Consider the following 18,204-nt stretch of genomic DNA (forward strand, 5'->3'; position numbering starts at 1 on the left):
TAATGAGACTTGATATAAGAGGGAGTAGGGAGTAGGAAGTAGGAAGTAGGGAGTAGGGAGTAGGGAGCAGGATGCTCCCACTACTTACTTAACTACCAGAAATTTTCCGCACTTCCTCAATAGTCAAACTCAGAATTTGTGCTACTTGTTCCACACTCATTCCCGTTGCTAATAGTTGAGGAATAGCACTTCTTCGTGCTTGGCGTTCCTGTTCTAATTCGTTGGCAAGGCGATCGCCACGGGCTGTTTCTGCTTCTGCACGGGCTGTTTCTGCTTCTGCACGGGCTGTTTCTTTTTCTGCACGAGCTTTTTCTATTTCTTTTCCTTCTGCTCCTGTTAACAACAAGTTACCTTCAGAATCCCACCAGCGTAACCATGATAGAGCTTGATTTTGATAGAAACCTTCCCATTTTCCTAATTCTATTCCCAGGGGTTCTATCAAATAGTGACCCCGTTCATTAGGAGACATCTGGCGATAAGAGTTATTCTCTAAATGATACATTTGTAAGTTACCAGTTTTCACGATATATATTCCGTAGTAATCTATTTGGATAATCTGTTCGTATACCCAAAATTTTCCTGGTTTTGTTGTTTTACCATCCGGGGAAACTGACAAAGGTGTTTTGTCTAATTCTTCTGTTCCGTCACCGCTGGCAAATTCTAGAGCAATTAAAGGCGGTGTAGGTTCTTGCCACAGACAATAGGAACGACGAAATTCACCATCTAATAGTGGTGGTACATTGGGAACGTAAAACCAATCTGGTGCTTCTGCACCTTTTTCGGGGGGTTCTGTTTGTCGCCAATAGATCCCACTATCTTGTCCGATGGCATAATTTCCATCTGGGTGTCGCTGTTGTAAAATTGCTCCGATGGAGTCAGTTAAAAGAATGCTTTGGGGATGTTCCTGGAAATTTTTCACAAAAGTGCCGTCTTCATCTGGTAAATGAGTATGATCGAGAAAGGGTTGGGGTACGTCTATTTTGATTTTGGCGTGAGTCATTTCAGTTATCAGTTATCAGTTAATCTAGATTTTACCACAATTATACCAATTTGAAAAAAGAATGCACTCATATCAAATCCGGTTGAATACTTATTATATACAGGAGTTACGAAAAATATCTAATCGTACACCATCTGTAGGGGCGATTTCCTACTCATGCGAGCAAACGCGAATCGCCCCTACTAGATATGGTGCTTATGCGTAAGTCCTGAAGAAAATCAACGTTCCCCTAAAGATCGTCATGAAATTCGGCGGGGAATGCAGCAACAACCATCCTATAAGTGGTACAGTAGCTGCAAACGTACCATCCAAGAAATGATGTGGGAATCAGTTGCCACTACAGTCGAACGTCAACTACCAAAATTGGTCGAATGTGCCAAAGAGCGGAGAAAACCTCTGGGAACACTTACCCTAGATCCGGAATTAAAAATTCCTACCTACCAAACTGTTGTAGATACTCATTGTATGCCAGGAGGATATAACGGCGAATACACTCAAGATGATGTAGCAGCAGGTGCTATCTATGATTTGGGAGTTCATATTGCGATGAGAAACCCTGAGTCTCTTCGCGATGTCAGAGGTAAGACAGTTATTCATAAATTCTTGAAGCAGCAATATCCAAATTTTCAACCTAGGAAAATTCTAGATATGGGTTGTACCGTTGGTGCTAACACCTTGCCTTATGTAGATGCTTATCCAAATGCTGAAGTTTATGGTATCGATCTAGCTCCCGCCATATTACGCTATGCTCATGCACGAGCGGAGTCTTTAGGAAAACGGGTGCATTTTAGCCAACAGAATGCCGAGAATACTAACTTCCCAGATGAATCATTTGATTTAGTGGTAAGTCATATTTTCCTACATGAAATACCTGTGCCAGCAATTCGGAATGTTTTCCGCGAAAGTTATCGTTTATTAGCTCCAGGTGGAATAATGATACATCAAGATGCGCCTTTGTATCGTGATCTAGATTTATTTACCGCGTTCCTCTATGATGAAGAAACAACTAATAATAATGAACCTTTCTGGAGTGCGATGCGAGATTTAGATTTAGTAGCTGTAGCACAAGAAGCAGGTTTTTCCAGAGATAATCTTATTGAGACACTGCTCGAACAAAATAATGGCAGACAGTCATTCATTATTGTTGGTATTTAGAATTTAGAATTTAGAATTATTAAACTTTGTATTTCAATTGTAATTTAGAATGTAAAATTTAGAATTCAGGACTTACCCAAAGGTTCTATATATAGTGCTGTGGTGCGTTACGCTGGCGCCAACACACCCTACCAATAGCGTTCATCCGTAAGTCCTAGAATTATTAAATTTTGTATTTCAATTCTAAATTCTGACGAATGTAGAATGTAGAATTGAGAATTATTAAACTTCGTATTTTAATTCTCATTGAAAATTTAAAATTGAGAATTATTAAACTTAGTATTTTAATTCTAAATTCTGACGATATTTAGCTCAAAAAGACCAACAAAAAAAGATGATTCCTAGACAAGCAAAAGGTAAACGACCAGTTTATTTAGATAATACAGATTGAGAATGTAGAATTAAGAATTGAGAATTAAGAATTAAGAATTGAGAATTATTAAACTTTGTATTTCAATTCTAAATTCTGACAATATTTAGCTCAAAAAGACCAACAAAAAAAAATGATTCCTAAACAAGCAAAAGGTAAAAGACCAGTTTATTTAGATAATACAGATAATGATAAATTACTGGCAATAATAATGGCATTAGCAGGGGAAGTTTCCGTATTGCGGGAACGCCTAGATACAATTGAAAAATTAGTAGTAGCTAAAGGCATCATTTCCTCCGAAGACATTGAAAATTATCAGCCAGATGCACAAGTAAATGAGGAAAGGGAACAATGGCGTGCTGATTATATTGCTAGAATACTGAGAGTTATAGAAAATAGTTAATTAGTTTGAGACAATGAAAAAAACAGTTGAAAAAGTTGCCATTATTGGTGCAGGGCCTGGTGGTTTAGCAACAGCGATCGCTCTGAGAAAACAAAGCATTGATGCCCATGTCTATGAGAAGGCAAAAGAATTTCGTCCAGTGGGAGGTGGTCTCGGTTTAATGTCCAATGGTTTGAGGTGTCTGGATGCTATTGAACCAGAGATAGCTATTACACTAAAACTTGCAGGTTGTCAAGTAAAAAGAGTAACTGTGAACACAAGCGCTGGAGAAACCATTAGGACTACCGAAAGTACAATGATGGCTAAATACGGACAACCATTTTTAACTATTTGGTGGTGGCGGTTGCAACAGATTTTAGCATCTGCACTGCCACCAGAAGTTATTCACCTGAATCATAGTTACATAGGCTTTGAGCAAAATGAAAACACTGTCATTACTCACTTTGATAATGAAAAAACTGTCGATTCAGATTTGCTCATTGGAGCTGATGGGGTAAACTCTACAGTTAGACAAACATTAATTGATGATGGTCAACCAAGATATCTTGGTACGATGTCTTGGCGTACTGTCATTAATTATAACAAGAACAACAATCTACTACCACCAAATGAAGTCGTCGTTATGAGGGGAGAAAAAAGCATATTATTCCTGCTTAACTTAGGGGAGGGAAATATGTATTGGGGCGCTAGGAAGGTATTGTCAGATTCCTCTCTTTCCAACACTGCTACTGAGGTTAAGTCTCGTGTTCTCAAAGAATTCGCTGATTGGATCGAGCCAGTGCGGAAACTAATCGAAGCAACTGATGCTGAACGGATATTAGAAAGGCCAATATGCGACAAACCGCCATTAAAACAATGGAGTTATGGCAGGGTGACGTTATTGGGAGATGCAGCTCATCCCATGTCACCACTGGCAGGGCAAGGAGCAAATACCACTTTTGAAGATGCTTATGAACTTGCCGAATGTCTGTGCAACTTCTCAGACTTGCAAACAGCTCTCAGTGCCTACGACAACCGTCGCATCCAACGTACAGCAATTATTCAAACTCTTACAGGGGAGAGTGAGAAAGGCTTAGATAAACCTACTCAGCAAACTAACCAACAGTCACAGCAGGAACGTGAAGAATTTCAAAATTGGCTGTATGATTACAATCCAAAATCAGAGTCGCGTCTGAGACCTTGGAAAGAAAAAGTAGTAATATAACAACAAATACCAATTCAAAGGAAACAAGCAAAATGAGAGAAATGTCAAAACCTGTTGTGGAAAAAGTTGCCATTATTGGTGCAGGACCTGGTGGTTTAGCAACAGCGATCGCTCTGAGAAAACAAGGCATTGATGCTCATGTCTATGAGAAGGCCAGGGAATTTCGTCCAGTGGGAACAGGTTTAGGTTTAATGCCCAATGGTCTGAGATGCCTGGATGCCATTCAACCAGGTATATTGAATACACTAAAAATTTCAGGTTGTCAACTCCAGAGAACTACCTTGAAGACAACCAGTGGAGAAATCATTAGGAGTACGGAACATAGCATAGTAGCCCAAAAATACGGACAACAACTTTTAACTATTTGGTGGTGGCGTTTGCAACAGATTCTGGCATCATTTCTCCCACCAGATGTTATTCATCTAAATTATCGTTGCATCAACTTTGAACAAAATGAAAATACTGTCATTACCCACTTTGAAAATGGCAAAACTGTTGTAGCAGATTTGCTCATTGGAGCGGATGGTGGAAATTCTGTAGTCAGACAAAAATTGATTGGTGATGGGCAACCTCAATATCTTGATACTATGTCTTGGCGTGCTGTTCTTGACTATAACGAGGAGTTAGTGCCACCTGATGAAGCCATTATGATCAAGGGAGAACAAAGTCTATTTTTTATCTTCAATTTAGGGGAGGGAAATATGAACTGGATTGCTCAGAAAGCATTGTCAGAAGCATCTTTTTCCTCTACCCCTGCTGAAACTAAGTCTCATGTTGTCAAAGAATATGCTAATGGGAACAAATTAGTGGAGAAAGTGATAGAAGCAACCAATGCCGAACGCATCTTGGAAACTCCTATCTGCCACATACTACCATTAAACCAATGGAGTTATGGTAGGGTGACCCTATTGGGAGATGCTGCTCATCTGATGCCACCATCATCAGGGCAAGGAGCTAATACGACTTTTGAAGATGCTTATGAACTTGCTGAGTGTCTGGGTAATTTTCCAGACCTAGAAACTGCTCTAAGTACCTATGATCAACGTCGCATTCAGCGCACAGCGATTATTCAAACCCGTAGCACTAAAGGGCATAAACTCCAGTTCTCTCCACCGACTCAGCAAACAAACCAAAAGTCACCGCAGGATTTTCAAGAGTTTCAAAATTGGCTTTATGAGTATGATCCAAAATCAGAGTCGCGTCTGAAACCTTGGAAAGAAAAAGTAGTATAACAACAAATACCAGAAAAAAAGGAAACACGTCAAATGAGAGAAACGTCAAAACCTCTTGTGAACAAGGTTGCCATTATTGGTGCAGGTCCTGGTGGTCTAGCAACAGCGATCGCTCTCAGAAAACAAGGTATTGATGCTCATGTCTATGAGAAAGCCAGGGAATTTTCTCCAGTGGGAGCAGGTGTATCATTAAAACCTAATGGTATGAGATGTCTTGATGCAATTCAACCTGGTTTAGTAGATAAACTAAGACGTTTGGGTTTTCAAGTGCAGATAACAACTTTGAAAACAAGCACTGGAGAAACTATTTGGACGACCAAAACTCCGATGATGCCAAAAGATCAAGAGCTAACATTTGCTATTTGGTGGTGGCATTTGCAACATATTCTAGTATCAGAGCTACCATCAGAAGTTATTCACTTGAATCATTCTTGCATCAACTTTGAGCAAAATGAAAACAGTGTCACTACCCAATTTGAAAATGGAAAAACAGTCGAAGCAGACCTATTAATTGGAGCTGATGGCATAAATTCTAGAGTCAGAGAAATATTAATAGGTGATGGGCAACCCAGGTATTCTGGTAGTATGTGTTGGCGTGCTATTATTGACTATAGAGGCGAACTACTGTTACCCAATGAAGGTCTAATAATTAGAGGAGAACAAACTGCAATGATTTTGTACCCTCTGGGTGAAGGAAAGATGAACTGGTCTGCTGGTAAACCATTTCCAGAATCTTTTGTCTCTCCTAGTGCTGCTGAGGTAAAATATCGGGTTCTCAAAGAATTTTCTAATTGGATGAAACCAATACTAGAAATGATAGCTGAAACCGATGCTGAAACCATCTTAGAATCACCTATTTGCAGAAGACTGCCATTGAAGCAATGGAGTTATGGTAGGGTTACATTATTGGGAGATGCAGTTCATGGGATGTCACCGGGAGGAGGTCAAGGAGCTAATACTACTTTTGAAGACGCTTACGAACTTGCTGAATGTTTGTACAATTTCCCAGATTTACAAACTGCACTTAGTAACTATGATCAACGTCGTATTCAACGTACAGTAGTTATTCAAAACTATAGTGAGAAAATGGAGAAAATTTCTTATCAGAACATCGAGGAGCAAAACCAACAGTCGCAGGAAAATTTTGCAGAGTTTGAACGTTGGTTATATGATTACGATCCTAACTTAGAGTCCCGTCTGAGACCTTGGAAAGAAAAAGTAGTATAGCGCTACGCGCTAGGGAATAGGGAATAGGGAATAGGGAATAGTAGAGTTTCAAAGGGTTTTCCTAGGTCATGCTGCGCAAACAGGATTTATAAATGTCCTAACCTTAATGCGTAATACTATAGTATAACAACAAATATAGCAATATGAAATAATTCGGTAAAAAAAGCTGTAGGGGTTTGGTCTCCAAACCCAAACGCATAAGGGATTTGGAGACCAAATTCCTACGATAAAATGTGACAACATGGATCGCGGATTGCTATATATAGTCTTTGACATACTCCCGTAAGGGCAACGTCGGGAGTATGTCAATACTATTTCTTCCAAATATTAAGTTAATTCTGTACAGGTACTTATATGACAAGACTTCAAAAATATCTATTTAGATTTGCCCTTATAGTTTGCATCAGTTTACTATCAGTATTTCTATTTTCTCCTGTCCAAGCTCAAGATACAACAAGTGTCAAAGTTCCAGTGGTATTAGATGGTCGAAAATTGTTAGAAATTGACGCTTTGGGAAAACTGACAGCTCAGGAAAGAGCAGAATTTATCACATTAACTCTAGAGTCAGCCTTAGCTGATAGTATTGAAAGGGGAACACCTCCAGAGGTAAAAGTGGTTCGCTCCAATCAAAATGTGGTATTGAAAGTTGATAGTCGTCCCTTGCTAGAGTTGCCAGAGGATACCTTCAACTCTATTTACTCAGAGATGCAGCCGCAAATATGGCAGGAACAACTCCAGCAGGGTTTAGAGAAAAGTTGGCGGGAACGCACACCCGCTTATACCCGTTGGGCAGTCAAAATGCTGATAATTGCTTTTATGACTACTCTGTTGCTTCAGGGGGGACTCGTATTGCTGTTTCGTTTCATTCTACGCCGGAAAATCAAAGATCCTCAGAGACGCTGGCACTCTTTACAACTATTAGTTTTGGTATTGTTGCAAGTGGGAATATGGGCGACATTCATCAATTATGGAGTTCAATTATTTCCCATAACTAGAGGTTGGTTTTACGAGATTTTTCAACTTCTAGACAGTACATTTAATGCCAGAATGTTCCAATTGGGAGAAGAAACCATTTCTCTCAACCGAATATTAGCGATCGCTCTAACTATCATTGCACTTTGGATAGGGGTAAGTTGGTTTGTCAGTATTCTCAAATCTCGCTTGCTCCCTCTCACGGAAGCAGAACCCAGTCACCAAGATACAATTGCTTTTTTTGTTCAATACGGACTACTCGGTTTAGGGGGTATCCTAATTCTTAATGCTGGAGGAGTAGACTTTCAATCTCTAGCTTTCTTGTTAGGAGCGCTCGGAGTTGGTATTGGTTTTGGATTACAAAATATTGTTAAAGACTTTATTTGTGGGTTAATTTTAATTGTCGCTCGTCCGATCAAAGTTGGAGAATTAGTTCAAGTAGGAGATTTTCAAGGTTTAGTTCAACGCATTGGTACCAGAACTACTGAGATTTCCAATATCGAACGCTATATTATTACTATTCCCAATTCTCGCTTTATTGAAGGGGAAGTCCTCAACTGGAACCGTAGCGGTATAACTAGGGTAAAAGCTTATGTGAAAATTCCCTATGGAACAGATATTGATTTTGTCTACAAGGTTCTACTTGCTGCAGCGCAAGTGGAACATCCAGATATTCTCCGCCATCCTCCCCCCAAGGTAAAATTTCGGGAATATACAGAGGATGGGTTACAGTTTCGGGTAGTGGCATTTATCCGCGATCCTCTGAAGCAACCAAAGGTGAAAACCCACCTGTATAACCAGATAGAAAGATACTTGCGAAAGTATGGAGTCGAAGTTGCTCGTCCCCAACAAGATCTACATCTTAAAGACTTAGATCCAGAAATCTATGCTTGGATGCGATCGCAAACTCCTGTAGAATATCAAGTTCTACCTCAAGAAATTCCATCTATTGAACCACCTCCGAGCAAAGAAGAGTACGACTGGGAAGCAATATCTAGTGCGATGCGTGGAGAGAATGGAGTTTCTATCAAAGATCGACGATTTCAATTTAAGCTCTTCAAAAATGTCTTTTTAGGTTCCGAAGCAGTAGAGTGGTTAATGATTAATGAACGATCTACCAGGGAAGAAGCGATTTTAATGGGCGAGTTAATGTTACAAAAGGGAATAATTCATCACGTCCTAGACGAACATAATTTTAAAGATGAACCTCTTTTTTATCGGTTTTATTATGATGAAATTGAGAATAACCTTAGCACCAATTCTAATAGTTCAGAAAATGAAAGTGATTCAAAGCTACAAGATGATTCTAATGAATAAGGATTTGATATCATGTCCGGTTGAATAATTATAAATAAGGAGGGAGGAGTCAGGAGTCAGGAGTCAGGAGTCAGGAGGGTTTCTTCCAGTTGTGACTTAACTCTATACACAAACGATGCTACCGGACATGATATGATTCAATAATTAATAGACCTCTCCAGAAAAGAGGGAACACTTAACACTTAACAGGGAACAGGTGACCAACCCCTAACCCCTCCTGGGAGGGGAATAATTGATAATTTATCAATAAGAATTGATTTTATTTTTTATTTTCGGAGATGTCTAATAATTAACAATTAGAGTCCCATCTGATATCAAATCCGGTAATATTGGTAGAAAAAAGCAGAGAAACCGGGTTTGTATCATAAGCTCTACAATACTAACATTGACCTCCCACAAACCCGGTTTCTTATAACACTTCCGTTGCCAAACGGATTTGATATGAAACCTTGGAAACAAAAAGTAGTAGTATAACAACAAATACCAGAAAAAAAAGGAAACAAGCAAAATGAGAGAAACTTCTAAACCTGTTGTAGAAAAGGTTGCCATTATCGGAGGAGGTATTGGTGGTTTAGCAACAGCGATCGCTTTGAGAAAACAAGGTATTGATGCCCATGTCTATGAGAAAGCTAGAGAGTTGCGCCCAGTTGGTGCAGGTTTATCCCTCAACCCCAACGGTTTAAAAGCTCTAGAGGCGATAAAACCAAGTCTAGTTGAACAATTGAAACAAGCAGGCAGCATACTCAAATTCATAAACTTGCGGAACAATACTGGGGAGACAACTCAGCAAAAAAAAATCACCCTAATGGAAAAATACGGACAACCTATGTTGATTATCCGCTGGTCTAAATTACAGGAAATTCTAGCATCAGCACTTCCACCAGAGATAATTCACCTGAATCATCGCTGCGTTAGCTTTACTCAAAATCATAACAGTGTAACAGTAGAATTTGAGGGTCAAAAAACAGTAGAGGTAGACCTAGTAGTAGGAGCAGATGGAATTAAATCTGCTGTCAGACAAATACTAATTGGTGATGGCGAACCTCGCTATTTAGGTAGAATGTCTTGGCGTGGTCTGATCAGGTATAGTCACGAACTACTTGCTGCTAATGAAGCGACTGCAATGATAGCCGCACCCAAGAACGTCACACTGATGGATGTGGGTGACGGATATATATCTTGGGGAGCAAAAATGCTATGTGTAGATGATTCTAGTTTAGGGAGTGCTGCTGATATCAAATCTCGACTTCTCAAAGAATTTGGTGAGTGGGCATCTCCTGTACCAGAGATTATAGAAGCAACAGATGCAGAAATCATTGTAGAACGACCGATATCGGATAGACCACCATTATCTAGTTGGAGCAAGGGGAGGGTTACACTTTTGGGAGATGCTGCTCATCCCATGAGTCCATCTATTGGACAGGGAGCAAATACAGCTTTTGAAGATGGCTACGAGCTCTCCGAGTACCTGGCAAAAGCTCCTAACCTTGAGGCAGCTTTAGCCATCTATGATGAAAATCGCATAGAACGCACACAGATTATTCAAGCTCGTAGTGCTTTTTCGGGGAACCGAGCATACAAACCTGACGGCGAAAAATATCTTCAGGAGAGATTGAGAAGTAATGAGGAGTTTGAAGACTGGCTTTATAAATACGAGCCATTAGCGATCGCGTCCCGTATGGTATAGAATGAGAGGGAAGTGTGGGAAGGGTGGGAAGTGTGGGGAGTGTGGGGATATCTAGAAAGACTTGGCAATAGCGCTCGGTCACGAGAACATTTTTTATACCTACCCGAAAGTGCGATGTTATGATAAGATCAGGACTTACGCATTACCGCTATATCTAGTAGGGGCGGTTTCCTAGGTCATGCTCCTAATTACGCGGAAAGCGACAGCATTCGGAACGAAACCGCCCCTACATTTGGTGTAAAATTTGATATGCGTGCGTAATATCATGTCCGGTTGAATAGTTTAAAAATGGAGGAGTCAGTAGTTGTAGGGGCGAGCAAGCGAATCGCCCCTACAGGAGTCAGGAGGGAAGAGGGGGGAATCTAAAGCTATAAGGAGGAAAAAGTTTTTTTATCACGCTCTTATCCGGACATGATATAATTATCCATTATCCATTATCCATTAATGAAATGAACATTCGAGCCTTTTACCGAGCAACCAAAGTTGAGAACGCTCAACCACCATACGATACTATTCATCTGAAAGTGTTTTACCCAGGAAAAATATCAGAAGGTGAAATAGATATGAATCAAGAAATGATGCCAGTTGACTCTCAACACGCTCCGTTTCCCGTAGTGATTTTTTTGAGTGGGTTCAACTGCCATCCTCAAATGTATGAATGGTTGGCAGTCAAACTATCTGAACGCGGACTGGTAGTAGTGACATTTTCCTGGGTAGAAGAAAGTTTTCCAGGCAAAGTTAACATGACTCCAGGTATTAATTTCCAATTATGGAAACCTGATAACTATGGTACAGGTTCTACATCTTCTACCTTACCTACCATTATTCTAGAACTAGAGAGATTGAATTCAGAAGGAATTCTTGCTGGTATGCTTGACCTAGAAAAAATTATTTTGGGCGGGCATTCTGCTGGAGGTCGGATAGCTATGGAAAATGCTGACCCCAGATTTTATCCTCAAGTTGCAGCAGCTTTTGCCTATGGAACCACCTCTGTCGCTCCAGTGATTCTTGGGCATGAACTAGGAAAAATTTTGCCTCTAGCAGACTCACAACCACTACTTTTAATAGGTGGTACTTGTGATGGAGTGGTTGCAAAAATGAATGTTTATAATGGTTTCCCTGAAAATGCTACTATCGGTGTTGAGGAGACATTTGCTCAAGCAATTTCTGGGGGAAGAGATGATAGCTATTTATTGTTATTAGAAGGGGCAAATCATTTTACTATTTCCGATCCTTTTGACCCCACAACTGCTAGACCTTTTTTGGACTTTCCTGCAACTAAACCAGAAGATGAAATTCGTTCTCTCATGGCAGAAACAATAGGTTTATTTATTGATGCTCACGTTCGTCAACAGTCAATAGCATTTGATCAACTGAAGGAACTACTTAATAACAGTCATCCCCTAATTAAATCATTTGAACGCAAATAATGTCTGAAATGAAATCAACACAAATTAATCAACCCGGTCTCTTACTCACTCCTGGCGCTGAAGGTTGGTGGGACTCCGAACGCATCTCCTCACCGCGCGTAATTCATAGTCCAGATGGTACTTGGAAAATGTGGTATTATGGGCGCGATGCCAGTTTTGACCGTCAAATCAATTTACCAACTGGTCGTTGTGGTCTGGCTATTTCTGCTGATGGCATTGAATGGGAAAGAGTCAAAGGTCCTTTAACAATGGGAGCTATATTTGAACCTCACCCAGACGAAAATAGATTTGATTCTGCTCATGTTGGGGTGAGTGATGTCTACTTTAGTGACGGTCTTTACTGGATGTGGTATTTTGGTGGCGATCGCCAAGTTCTAGAAGTAGGAAAATTTCAAGCTAAAGGTATTCAAATGCTCCCTGGTTGTGCAGTTTCTCGCGATGGCATTAATTGGGTGAGATTGGAAGGTCCTCACCGAGGCGCATTCCTGAGTCCTGGTCAACCAGGAGAATTTGATGCTTTATTTTGTGCTTGGCCACAAGTGCTGAGAGATGGATCGTCCTGGAAAATGTATTACCACACCCTAAACCCAGAAAGACTATTTTTGGTAGGTTTAGCGGTTTCCCAAGATGGTTTTCAGTGGGAGAAAGTCGGTCAAATTTTAAGACCAGGAGAACCGGGAAGCTTTGATGAACGGGGTATTGGTACCCGTCACGTCCTGAAAATAGACGGTCAGTATTTGATGTTTTACGAAGGTGTTAACCAGAGTGGATATCATTCTATTGGTTTAGCTATTTCCTCTGATGGCATTAACTGGGAAAAACAACCAGGAGCAGAAGTTGGTGGGTCTATTTTTAGTCATGCTCCTAAAGGTTCTGGTCGTTGGGATGCACAGGCGATCGGTACTCCTTGTGTTGTACCGATGGCAGATGGTAGTTTTCGGATGTACTATATCGGTGCGAATGAAGGAGGCCACGATGAGTTATCAACTCAGCATCAAATAGGTTTAGCAGTTAGTGATGGTTCTAATTTTCGCAAGTGGTATAGATGGGGAGAATAATGAGGTACAATAGTACAAAATCAAGATAAATTGGAGAATCAAGTAACTATGAATTTACAAGAACAAAATTGGATTAACCTATTTGGAGATATTTCTCCAGAAGGAACAGCTTGGTATGGTATTTGGACTAGATATTCTCCAGAATTAGAAGTTATAAAATCTTTTCAAAGTATCAGGAAATTTTTGGCTAATGAAGATCAAACAGTTATTAATCAGCAAAATAATTATACTTATGCTGATGGTAGTACCGAAGAAAAAAAATGGCAAATGGAGAAAAAAATTGCTAATCAATCTGATGGGATTGTTCATCCAGCATCAGAATTAATGAGGGCATTATCTTTAAGTGAAGAAGCAAAAACTTGGATGTGTCCAGAATTAAAAATAGGGAATTATTTTAGTAGTGAATTTTTTTTCCAACATCAAAATTTTCGGACTAGCGTTAGTGTTATTTATGGAGAGAATGGTGAGCTAGTAAGATTGACACAAATTCGCGAACATCTCAATAGTTATCTTGAACAAAAACCAGGAGCAGAATTAAAGAATATATCGGGAAGTTGGGTGGGCAAAAAAGAGTCTATGACTCCCGATTTACAAATTTATCAAGAAGCAGAACTGACACAATTTGAGTTAGATCCAAGTGCAGGTCAAAATAAAACATTTTTTCTGCCTGATGGCATAGTTATTAATGTTCCTGAAAAGGTAAACATAGGAGAAGAATTTGAATTGATAGTAGGTAAGATGGTGATAGAAAATAGGTATAAACGGATGACTATTAAGTACGACAAAGATGGCAAATTTATTCAGTTAATTTCTGAAGTTTTTGACCGGAAAGATTAAGGAAGAATTGAGTATTTGTAGTGGCGTGTCTAGCTTGAAAATGTGGATTAAAAAACCTAACCCCCCAACCCCACAACTATCCCCCCTTGCCCCACGAGTGAAAGGGGGGAATTTCTCCCCTCTCAAGAGCAGGAGAGGGGAGGGGCAGGGGGGAGAGGTCTTCGTTTGTTGCTCGCTCCTAACACACCATCAGGACTTACGCATAACAACTATATGTAGTAGGGGCGTTACGAAGTATGCGCAGCAAACGGCCGTTCGCCCCTACAGGTGGTGTATGAATTGATATTTTGCGTAAGTCTTAACCATTTTAAGCTTGACGCGCTACTACTTTGAGCAACAAGACTTGCAAACCCCCAGGTTTATTGCTCTGATTTTTTGCTCTTAGGAAGTTTCGTTGATCAACCTGGTTTCTGTCTAAGTCTTAGTCGGGTTGAAGATTTCCCAAAAGCGATCGCTCTATAATTAATTAAATTATCTTTTAACTAACCCAAATGACCAATGGCCAGCAACCAACTTCTAGACAACCGATACCAAATTATTAACAAGCTGCATGAGACTGATTTGAGCATAACATTCCAGGGACAAGACACCAGAAGATTTAATCGTCTATGTCTCATCAAGCAACTTAAGACTTGCTACAAACTCCAATTACAACAAGAACTAGAAAAAAGATTTCAACAAGAAGCAAAAATTTTAGAAAGATTGGGAAACCACCCACAAATTCCAGATTTATACGGCTATTTTTCTGAAAATAATCAACTTTATTTAGTTCAAGAATGGATAGCAGGATGTAACCTCAAACAAAACTTTGACCAAGAAGGGAAACTGACAGAAACAGCACTCAAAGATATACTAATAAAATTATTACCAGTCATCGAGTTTCTGAAAGAAAATCAAATAGTTCACCGGGATATTAAGCCGAGTAATATTATGCTTAATGGAGAAAATTTACCTATATTAATAGACTTCGGTATAGTCAAAGAAATTTACACCATAGTTAATCAAAACATAGCTTATACTGTTGCGGGTATTGGAACTCCAGGGTTGACTTCTCCCGAACAAAAAAAGGTCAACCTACTGGACCGTTTCAGCTAAAACTGTGCATGATTATTTTAGGTTGTGGGAAGACAAGGAAGACAAGGAGGACAAGGAAGACAAGGTGGTAAGGGAGAAAAAAGCCTATTGCACCATTTAAGATGAAACAGTCCACTACCTATGCTAGCGATATATATAGTTTAGGATTAATAGCTATTTATCTTTTAAGAGGAAAAGTACCCGATGGTAAACTTTCCTGGCGTCAAGATGCACCGAATATTAGCTCAGAATTTGCCGATATTTTAGATAAGTCTATAGAAGAAAATTTGAGCGATCGCTATCAGACTGCTACAGAAATGTTAACTGCTATAAAAAACATCAAAACTTCTTATTCTATCCCTAATACTAAACAGCAAATTTCCCGAACCCAACCATCTCTAAAACCAACTCAAAAAATTTCCCCTGTAACTATAACGAACTCAGAAAATAGTCAGTGGTTAAAAACCGGAACAGTTGCTGCTATTTTCGGAATTATCAGCACAGGAACATTCACTTTTTACAACAACAAAATAGAACAACCTATGCTACAACTGGACGGACCGCCAATAGAAATTCCAGAACCTAATCGGATTAACCTCGCAGCATCAGAACCGATTACGGAAGAAGTAGCACGACTAACAATTCAAAGTTGGTTAGATGCCAAGACTTCTGCTCTTGGTCCTAATCATCAAATTGAACAATTACCAAATATTCTAGTGGTTCCAGCACTTTCTCGTTGGTTGCCTACAGCTAATGCCCTGAAGCGAGAAAAATCTTACCGGAAGTATGAGCATGATTTCGACATCAAAAGTGTAAAGATGAGCAATACAGATGCTAATGAAGCTCAAGTAGATGTTCAACTAAGAGAAAAGGTTGAGTTTTATGACGAGAATGGTAGATTGACTAATTCTGACAACGAAAACTTACTTGTTCGTTATAATTTAGTTCGCTGGAACCAAAAATGGTACATTAGTAATTGGAAAATACTGAGATAATTTTAACTGTAGGAATAGGCGTTGCTGATGCATGGGTATGATTTGTATTTTTTTGTAATTTATAAACCATTGAATAACAACTATTTCAAATTGTTCAATTTTTATTTTCATACCTTGATTCAGCAAGGCCTAGAAATAATTATGGTTAAACTAAGCAGACCTATTTCGGGGTAATTCCTTTATTGAACTCATTGGATGTGTTGGGTTTCACTTCGTTCAACCCAACCTACTTTGATCGAGAGGAATTGCGCACCTCTCCAAGAAACCGGGTTTATTACCCTGATTATTTTCAAATAATGATTTCAGGACTTACGCAAAATATCAAATCACACACCATTTGTAGGGGCGATTCGCGTTTGCGCAGCATTCCGCAGGAAATCGCCCCTACTAGATATGGTGGTTATGCGTAAGTCCTGGATTTGAGAAAAAAACTGTAGGGGTTTGATCTCCAAACCCAAGGGGAAATGGGATTTGGAAACCAAACCCCTACGGTTAAATGTTAAAACCTATTTAGGATTGCTATGTCTGCTTTTTTTTGCTATATGATATAATCAGTCAATTACCAAAAATTAAAATTAGCAATGGCAATAGACATCTCCCATAACAAACCTCTTCCTAACTGGGAAGAATTACTACAGGTTGCACAACAAAATACCACAGCAAAATGGATATTAAGAACAGCTCAAAGTCCAAGCACTACCACAATATCTAGTTACCTCGATCGCCTCAACCCTGGAGAAAAACCTTCTGTTTTGCTTTATCGAGATACTAATGCTTGGTGTCCTTTCTGCGAAAGAGTTTGGTTAGCTTTGGAAGAAAAACAAATCCCTTTTGAGGTTGAGTTGATTAATTTAAGAGACAAACCAGAATGGTACACGGATATGGTGCCAACTGGATTAGTTCCGGCGGTGAAAATTGAAGGGGAGTTAGTGTATGAATCTAAAGATATTTTACTTGCTTTAGAAAACAAATTTGATAGCTTTCCCCTATTGCCGAGGGAACCTCAAGAAATATCTGTAGCTTTAGAGATGATTGAAAATTTTGACAATAATGGTTTAATTCAAGCAGGATATCGGTTTCTCTCGAATTCTCAGTTTAATTCTCAGCAGAATACAGAAATGACACCGGAAGAAAAAGAGGCACAACTGCTAAATTTGCAAACAACTTTTGAGACTAAGTTAGAGCAGTTTGAGGAAAGATTAGGTCAGTATCCTGGTGTTTATTTGATGCACGAGTTTAGTTTGGTGGATATAATCTATACTCCTGGTCTGAGAAGATTAGCAGCAAATTTACCTATATTTCGGGGGTATTCTATCTATAATAATGATCGCTTTCCTAGGACCAATCAATGGCTCATTGCGATCGATCAACGTCACGCTTATCAGCGGGTTAAACCAAATGCTCGAACTAATAATTTGGTCATGCAAAAGATATTTCGTTTACAGTCTATTTACAACAGTAAACCAGAACCTCAAGTAGAATTTGCCAGTCTGGAAAAAGACTATCGGATGGAGGCAGCAGGGAGATTAAGTAGTAACTACCAAACTGTTGTTGCTGATATTCTCAAAAATTCGGGAATTAAAACATGGGTGAGTCAGAAGAGTTTGCCAAAAATTGAATCAGTTATTGATGTTTACTTAAGAGGTTTGGTTTATTATTTAATTGAGGGAAGTATTCCATCCTTTTCTGCACGAGCGGTTGATGCTCAAACTGAACAACAAAATGAAGTGAAGGAGAAAACCTCTGCTGATGCTGCCATTGGAGCGATCGCTCTAGCTTTTCTCAGAAATCGGGTTTGTGTTCCCCGTGACATGAGTGCAAATGCTGCGGTTGCTTTTCAAACAGCAATTGATACTATGTTATCTTGTATTTACTAAATTTCTCTTTGAGCATAGAGAAACTGGGTTGATCTAAAATGCCTAACCATAGTAACATCCCAGTAGTGGACTGTTTCATCTTAAATGTTGCAATAGATGTAGGTTGGGTTGAGGAACCGAAACCCAACAACAGTCTTTCTCTCCTACTCCCCTACTCCCCTACTCCCCTACTCCCTAATGCACAGTTTTAGCTGAAACAGTCCAGTAGGGTGCGTTAGCGGAACGGAGTGGAGAGTAACGCACCATTTTTGATGTTGTTAGGTACGTTACGCTGTCGCTTTTGATGTCGCATAGCAAAATAGCACCCTACTGAACTAATGAGGTACAACTGATGATCGGGAATATTTTTTGCTTCCATACCTGTTC

At 39.5% G+C, this 18,204-nt stretch carries 15 protein-coding genes; 14 read left to right on the forward strand and 1 reads right to left on the reverse strand.

Going from position 1 to position 18,204, the window contains the following annotated elements; genetic code table 11:
* Window positions 1-88 precede the first annotated feature (88 nt).
* A complete protein-coding gene (locus F6K40_RS11620; protein ID WP_293135772.1) occupies window positions 89-1,000 on the reverse strand; it encodes a Uma2 family endonuclease in 912 nt (303 codons plus the stop codon).
* A 61-nt stretch (window positions 1,001-1,061) separates the two neighbouring features.
* On the opposite strand from F6K40_RS11620, the gene F6K40_RS11625 reads away from it, so the two are divergent.
* The 14 genes from F6K40_RS11625 (at window position 1,062) to F6K40_RS11690 (ending at window position 17,838) form a co-directional block, all read left to right on the forward strand.
* Window positions 1,062-1,205, forward strand: coding sequence for a hypothetical protein (locus F6K40_RS11625; RefSeq protein WP_293135775.1), 144 nt, complete (start codon window positions 1,062-1,064; stop codon window positions 1,203-1,205).
* Between the two features lie 53 nt (window positions 1,206-1,258).
* Window positions 1,259-2,155, forward strand: coding sequence for a class I SAM-dependent methyltransferase (locus F6K40_RS11630; RefSeq protein WP_293135778.1), 897 nt, complete (start codon window positions 1,259-1,261; stop codon window positions 2,153-2,155).
* Window positions 2,156-2,658: 503 nt separating this feature from the next.
* On the forward strand, window positions 2,659-2,928 hold the full coding sequence (locus tag F6K40_RS11635) for a hypothetical protein (protein ID WP_293135781.1): 270 nt from the start codon (window positions 2,659-2,661) through the stop codon (window positions 2,926-2,928).
* A gap of 13 nt (window positions 2,929-2,941) precedes the next feature.
* Entirely contained in the window at window positions 2,942-4,132 is a 1,191-nt protein-coding gene (locus F6K40_RS11640) for an FAD-dependent oxidoreductase (protein ID WP_293135784.1), read from the forward strand.
* A gap of 32 nt (window positions 4,133-4,164) precedes the next feature.
* A complete protein-coding gene (locus F6K40_RS11645; RefSeq protein WP_293135787.1) occupies window positions 4,165-5,364 on the forward strand; it encodes an FAD-dependent oxidoreductase in 1,200 nt (399 codons plus the stop codon).
* 33 nt (window positions 5,365-5,397) lie between these two features.
* Complete coding sequence (locus tag F6K40_RS11650; RefSeq protein WP_293135790.1) at window positions 5,398-6,591, forward strand: FAD-dependent oxidoreductase; 1,194 nt, start codon at window positions 5,398-5,400, stop codon at window positions 6,589-6,591.
* Between the two features lie 354 nt (window positions 6,592-6,945).
* A complete protein-coding gene (locus F6K40_RS11655) occupies window positions 6,946-8,880 on the forward strand; it encodes a mechanosensitive ion channel domain-containing protein (RefSeq protein WP_293135793.1) in 1,935 nt (644 codons plus the stop codon).
* Between the two features lie 508 nt (window positions 8,881-9,388).
* Window positions 9,389-10,567 carry an FAD-dependent oxidoreductase gene (locus F6K40_RS11660; protein ID WP_293135796.1) on the forward strand — a complete coding sequence of 393 codons (1,179 nt, stop codon included), beginning with the start codon at window positions 9,389-9,391 and terminating at the stop codon, window positions 10,565-10,567.
* Window positions 10,568-11,016: 449 nt separating this feature from the next.
* Complete coding sequence (locus tag F6K40_RS11665) at window positions 11,017-11,997, forward strand: alpha/beta hydrolase family protein (RefSeq protein ID WP_293135799.1); 981 nt, start codon at window positions 11,017-11,019, stop codon at window positions 11,995-11,997.
* A gap of 8 nt (window positions 11,998-12,005) precedes the next feature.
* The gene (locus tag F6K40_RS11670) at window positions 12,006-13,055 is read left to right on the forward strand and encodes a glycoside hydrolase family protein (RefSeq protein WP_293135802.1); all 1,050 of its coding nucleotides are present in this window, start codon (window positions 12,006-12,008) and stop codon (window positions 13,053-13,055) included.
* A gap of 48 nt (window positions 13,056-13,103) precedes the next feature.
* Entirely contained in the window at window positions 13,104-13,892 is a 789-nt protein-coding gene (locus tag F6K40_RS11675; RefSeq protein ID WP_293135805.1) for a DUF3598 family protein, read from the forward strand.
* Between the two features lie 498 nt (window positions 13,893-14,390).
* Window positions 14,391-14,987, forward strand: coding sequence for a serine/threonine protein kinase (locus F6K40_RS11680; protein WP_293135808.1), 597 nt, complete (start codon window positions 14,391-14,393; stop codon window positions 14,985-14,987).
* A gap of 101 nt (window positions 14,988-15,088) precedes the next feature.
* Window positions 15,089-15,961 carry an ARC6/PARC6 family protein gene (locus tag F6K40_RS11685; RefSeq protein ID WP_293135811.1) on the forward strand — a complete coding sequence of 291 codons (873 nt, stop codon included), beginning with the start codon at window positions 15,089-15,091 and terminating at the stop codon, window positions 15,959-15,961.
* Between the two features lie 581 nt (window positions 15,962-16,542).
* Window positions 16,543-17,838 (forward strand): glutathione S-transferase family protein, encoded by a 1,296-nt coding sequence (locus F6K40_RS11690; RefSeq protein ID WP_293135814.1) that lies wholly within the window; start codon window positions 16,543-16,545, stop codon window positions 17,836-17,838.
* Window positions 17,839-18,204 lie beyond the last annotated feature (366 nt).

Origin of the sequence: Okeania sp. SIO3I5 (assembly GCF_010672085.1) — a bacterium.
Classification (GTDB): Bacteria; Cyanobacteriota; Cyanobacteriia; order Cyanobacteriales; family Microcoleaceae; genus Trichodesmium.